A 4098-nucleotide genomic window follows, 5' to 3' on the forward strand; every position below is an offset into this window, starting at 1 on the left:
GACAAAATAGTAAACCTTGTTTGAGGAAACAAAGTTTAAATCAAACAGGGGATTGTCAATGAATTTTAAATCGATCGCCAAAACCAATCTACTATTCGGCAGCCTGATAATTAGCCTCGGATTGCAAACACTTCCAGCAGCAGCGCAACCAGTCACCGACGCGCAAGTTTCCGCCCTCGTAGAAGCGCTGCGACAAGCCGCGCCGCCGCAAACCGCAAACGACGGAATGTACAGTCAGTGGCAAGTTTTACCGGGCAATATTTCCCGCTGGGCAAAATTCTGTACCAAACCAGATTTAACACCGCAACAATTTGAAGCCGACGCGACAAAAGCAAAATCAATTGTTACCTGTATCGCGGGCGATTTGCTGCGCGACGAATACAAAGCTAGCGGCAACAATGAAACAGCCGCTGTACGCCGCGCCGCTTGCTGGTGGATGACTGGGGAATCGGCAGCTTGCAAAAGCGGCGCAACTGCTACTTATGCGGATAAAGTTCTCAGCGTTTACCAGCAGCAGCGCGCTAAAAAGTAAAGTTTGTGCTGGCGGAATTTAGATTTTTGAGGTTCGATCGTTCGGACTTCAGTCCTTCTTCTGAGTCAATCGGGACTAAAGTCCAATACGGTTTACTTAAGACGATCTCCCTGGCACACCCCTTATAAAGGGGAGTAGGGGGTGGGAAAAGAATGCTCTCAAAGTCCCCCTTCTTAAGGGGGATTTAGGGGGATCTCCGGGGCATAAATATGTTAAGTGAACCGTATTGGACTAAAGTCCTGACTACAAACAAATCGGCCTCATTTTTTTGAGAAAGGCTATACAATTTATACCAAATCCTGGTTTTGGAGATTCTTTATAAACCAGTCGGTTTTGGGGCCGACATCGTTTTTGTAGACGCGGTTTCAACCGCCGAATCATCTGAATTATTCATTTTCCGCCTCACTTCTCATCAACATTTGTACACTAGCCAACGCCCGATTTAATTCGTAATTCTTTCTTTCCGAATTCTGCAAAAAAGCCTGCTGTTCTTCTTCAATCATCAACACATCCTGCCGCACCAAACCATCTAATAACTTTTGAGCCGCACCGAACAAACTATCTTTAATAAACCTGCGAAACCAAACAGGCAATTTGTGCAGCCGCCAAAACGCATTTAATGAGGTAAAATGAATTAAATAAGCGCGAGTTTCTGTCTCGCTTACCGGACAAACTAAGCAGTAAATCTTAAAGTCGCTCCCCAAACTTGAAACCCAGTGCGGGTAAACGTAACTCACCTCTAGCGGTTCCGGGTGCAGCTTCCGCAGAGATTTAAAAAACAACTGGGAAATTGACCATATTTTATCTATTTTGTAATAACTTTGCGCCTGATAGCGGGCGGTTACTTGATGCGCGTCTTCTGTTAAAGTATCTAATACCGGATTGGCCCAAGCTTGCCAATCATCGTGCAAATGTCCGTGGTACATATCCATCAAATTTTCAATTAAAAATGAATAGTGTGCCTGACAGTCGATGACTGAAACTGTGGCAATATAATTGAGATGTTCCCACTCTGGTAAATCTAATAAATCTGTTGTTTCGGCTTGGGTTGCATCGCCGGGAAACAGCCAAATAAAACCGTTTTGTTCTTGGACTGGATAGGAGCGGATTTTGCAGTTAGGTAGTTTTTGATTTTCTGCTAAATAATCGACTTCGGCGCATTCTCCGCTTGCATTTAACCGCCATCCGTGGTAAGCGCATTCGATTAAATCGCCTTTGATTTTGCCGTGGCTGAGTTTGACTTGCCGGTGCGGGCATCTATCTTCTAAAGCGTTGATTTTGCCTGCACTGTCGCGGAAAAGCACGATCGCCCGATTCCAGATTTTCGCAGCTACCGGCCCAGTTTGCACCTCTGTACTGCGGGCGATTGCATACCACATATCGCAATTAATGCTCAACTCGCGGATGTGAGTTTTTTGTTGGCTTCCAGAGACAGATTTTACCCCGTTGTTTTGCATTACAGATTTTCCCAAATTACGCCCATCAAACAACCCAATCTTACAAAATAACAGCCGGGAAAGTAACGACTGTAAATTTTTTTAAATCTCCCTTCTGACAAATACCTGTCGCTGGCTAAATGCTTCAACCAGCTTGGCGACAATCTAAATTTTAATAATCTTGAAGCATTGCGAAATCCGTATTTGGAACAGTCGGGCATAAAATCTCTCGCTGCACCTACTATGTAGCTGATTGTAGCAGGTGTTTCGACTTCCGAGACATTATCTAAAAAAACGACTTTTCCGCGCGGGGTTAATAATTTTTTAATTGATTGTAGTGTGCTGGGGAGATGTTTGAGGTGGTGAAAAGTGGAGTCACTAACAATTAAATCAAATTGGCGATCGACCTTTAAATGACTGGCATCCATTTGGATGTATTCGATATTGGGGGACGAGCGTTTCTGACGGGCGATATCCAGCATTTTTTCTGACAAATCAACCGCCACTACCCGATCGTAATACTTAGCTAATTCCCCAGCCAAAATTCCCGAACCGCAGCCAATATCTAATGCTGTACCTTTAGAGGACGACAGGTTTTTAATAAAGAAATCGTTCTGGCTTTGCAAGGTTGCAGCAAAATCGTATTCGGTTGCAAAAGCATCAAACATTACAGATTTAGTGCGAATTTTCCAGTTAGTTTTCAGCATCTATTATTGCTTTATACTCGTTCAATATTTTAACCGCAGATGCACCCAAATCGACGCTGATGATTTTTTTATTTTCAAGCTGTGCCTTTTGGGCTCAGCGAAACCGCGCCCACAAACCGTAACTCATCTGAATTCCTGCTAATATTACTAACTCTCCTCAGCAAGGCGATCGCTCTTAATCCTCTAATCAAGGTGTTTGTAGTGAAAAATTTAGTGCTCGCCTTAAAAATCAGAAGACTTGCATTCCTCACTACAAACCATTTTTAGCGGACATAACATAAAATCCGCCCCGCTGCAAACCTTAGATTTTCAGTATGCCTTCGGGATTCACCGTCAAGAGCGATCGCCTCTGCAAACCCTCCTGATATAAGATAGCATTAGCAGCCAACAAACCGCTGCTCACAGCCCTTTCCATTAAACCGCAAGGAAACGGCATTTTTACCCAATCTCCGGCAAACAAAAGATTGGGTACAGCACAGCTTGTCTCTGGCCGTTCCGCATAACTACCGGGCGGATAACCGGAGAAATTCTTTTGATTTACCAATTCCCGGTGCAGCAGAGTCGCCGCTTTTAATTCCGGTACAATTTCATACAATTCTTCCTCGAAAGTAGCGAGCAAAACTTCCTGGTTGGGGAATTCCTTCTCCTTGTAACAGTAAGCGTGCAGTTCCACTACGCTACCGCCAGTTTTCTGATTCCACTCGATGAACTGATCTTGAATTTTGTGGTAAAGCGTGATGCTGTCAGTTAGTTTGTAGCCGGAAAGCGAACTAAAATTGCTGTGCTCCCAGGGGAATTCGCGATCGAACCAAAAACGGCCCACCGCAAACGGATCGGCTATTTTCAAGCCCTCTATTCGGCTTTGCACCTGCGGATTTACCTCACCGCTAGCTAAACTAAACAAATGCTGCATCCCCGGAACATCCGCCGCAAAAACATAATAATCAGCCTGCAATGTTTCTGCCATTTTTGGCGGTTGTGATTTGTTTACTGCTGCTGCCAACTGTACCTCATCTGCTTTTTCATCCACTACCTTAAATCTGGGTAAATCCCGCTGAGCAGGCCCGCTCACAACTCGCCCCTCAGCATCAAAAACTGCTCCGTGACAGGGACAGTGAAATTGACCGTCGTTTTGTTTCTGAACTGTGCAGCCTTGGTGAGTGCAGCTCAGAGAAATTGCTTCTTTTCCTCCGGGGGCGCTGGCAAATACGCTGTCCCCAGCGCCGAAATATTCGGTAGAGTTGCTGTCAGTTAACAGGGCGTTTCGTTTCACCCAAAAAGGTACTTTACTTTGCACGTCTCCCGACTGATAACTGAGAGAATCAATCCTGCCGTTTTCCCAGTGAATATTGCTAACTGCGACATCTGTTAATACTTTACCACCTTTGCTTTCAATGGCTCTGGCAATAGGCTGCACCAAACT

Annotated in this window: 4 protein-coding genes; 1 reads left to right on the plus strand and 3 read right to left on the minus strand. The window is 44.9% G+C overall.

All coding sequences use genetic code 11. The annotated features are described in order from the left end of the window. The first annotated feature begins 58 nt into the window (after positions 1-58). On the plus strand, positions 59-532 hold the full coding sequence (locus WBA89_RS28690) for a hypothetical protein (protein WP_424411022.1): 474 nt from the start codon (positions 59-61) through the stop codon (positions 530-532). Between the two features lie 386 nt (positions 533-918). On the opposite strand, the gene WBA89_RS28695 is transcribed toward WBA89_RS28690, so the two are convergent. The 3 genes from WBA89_RS28695 to WBA89_RS28705 form a co-directional block, all read right to left on the minus strand. Next, the gene (locus WBA89_RS28695) at positions 919-1989 is read right to left on the minus strand and encodes a Rieske 2Fe-2S domain-containing protein (RefSeq protein ID WP_424411024.1); all 1071 of its coding nucleotides are present in this window, start codon (positions 1987-1989) and stop codon (positions 919-921) included. Continuing rightward, positions 1989-2675 (minus strand): class I SAM-dependent methyltransferase, encoded by a 687-nt coding sequence (locus WBA89_RS28700; RefSeq protein ID WP_424411025.1) that lies wholly within the window; start codon positions 2673-2675, stop codon positions 1989-1991. The genes WBA89_RS28695 and WBA89_RS28700 overlap by 1 nt, the downstream gene beginning before the upstream one ends. Before the next feature lie 301 nt (positions 2676-2976). After that, positions 2977-4098: FAD-dependent oxidoreductase (locus tag WBA89_RS28705; protein ID WP_424411026.1), on the minus strand; the 1122-nt coding region annotated here is incomplete at its 5' end.

It is taken from the genome of Microcoleus sp., assembly GCF_049646505.1.
Taxonomy (GTDB): Bacteria; Cyanobacteriota; Cyanobacteriia; order Cyanobacteriales; family Microcoleaceae; genus Microcoleus.